We start from the raw sequence: 421 nt of genomic DNA, 5'->3' as shown, positions 1-421 counted from the left end.
GCCGAGGTCCTGGTGATTGATGCGTCCGTGGATGTCACCCTTCTGCTCGGCGTCGACCGCCTTCACGAACCAGGGCTGCGCGTCGGCGAAGCTGCCTTGGCGATACAGGCAGTTGCCGATCTGATGCAGGCTGACGCCGAGATCCTGGTGATTGATGCGTCCGTGGATGTCACCCTTTTGTTTGGCGTCGACCGCCTTCACGAACCAGGGCTGCGCGTCGGCGAAGCTGCCTTGGTTGAACAGACAGTTGCCGATCTGATGCAGGCTGACGCCGAGGCTCCGGTGATTGATGCGTTGGTGGATGTCACCCTTCTGCTTGGCGTCGACCGCCTTCTCGAACCAGGGCTGCGCTTTGGCGAAGCGGCCTTGGTTGAACAGACAGTTGCCGATCTCATGCAGGCTGACGCCGAGGCTCTGGTGA

At 61.5% G+C, this 421-nt stretch carries 1 protein-coding gene; it reads right to left on the bottom strand.

Annotation, left to right across the window (positions count from 1 at the left end):
* The coding region (locus FZ029_RS33785) for a tetratricopeptide repeat protein (protein ID WP_247892570.1) at window positions 1-421 on the bottom strand (421 nt) is incomplete at both ends.

This window comes from Azospirillum sp. Sh1 (genome assembly GCF_008365135.1).
GTDB classification, from domain to species: domain Bacteria; phylum Pseudomonadota; class Alphaproteobacteria; order Azospirillales; family Azospirillaceae; genus Azospirillum; species Azospirillum oryzae.
The sequence above is the reverse complement of the archived record's forward strand: the minus strand, read 5'-3'. Positions and strand labels throughout refer to the sequence as shown.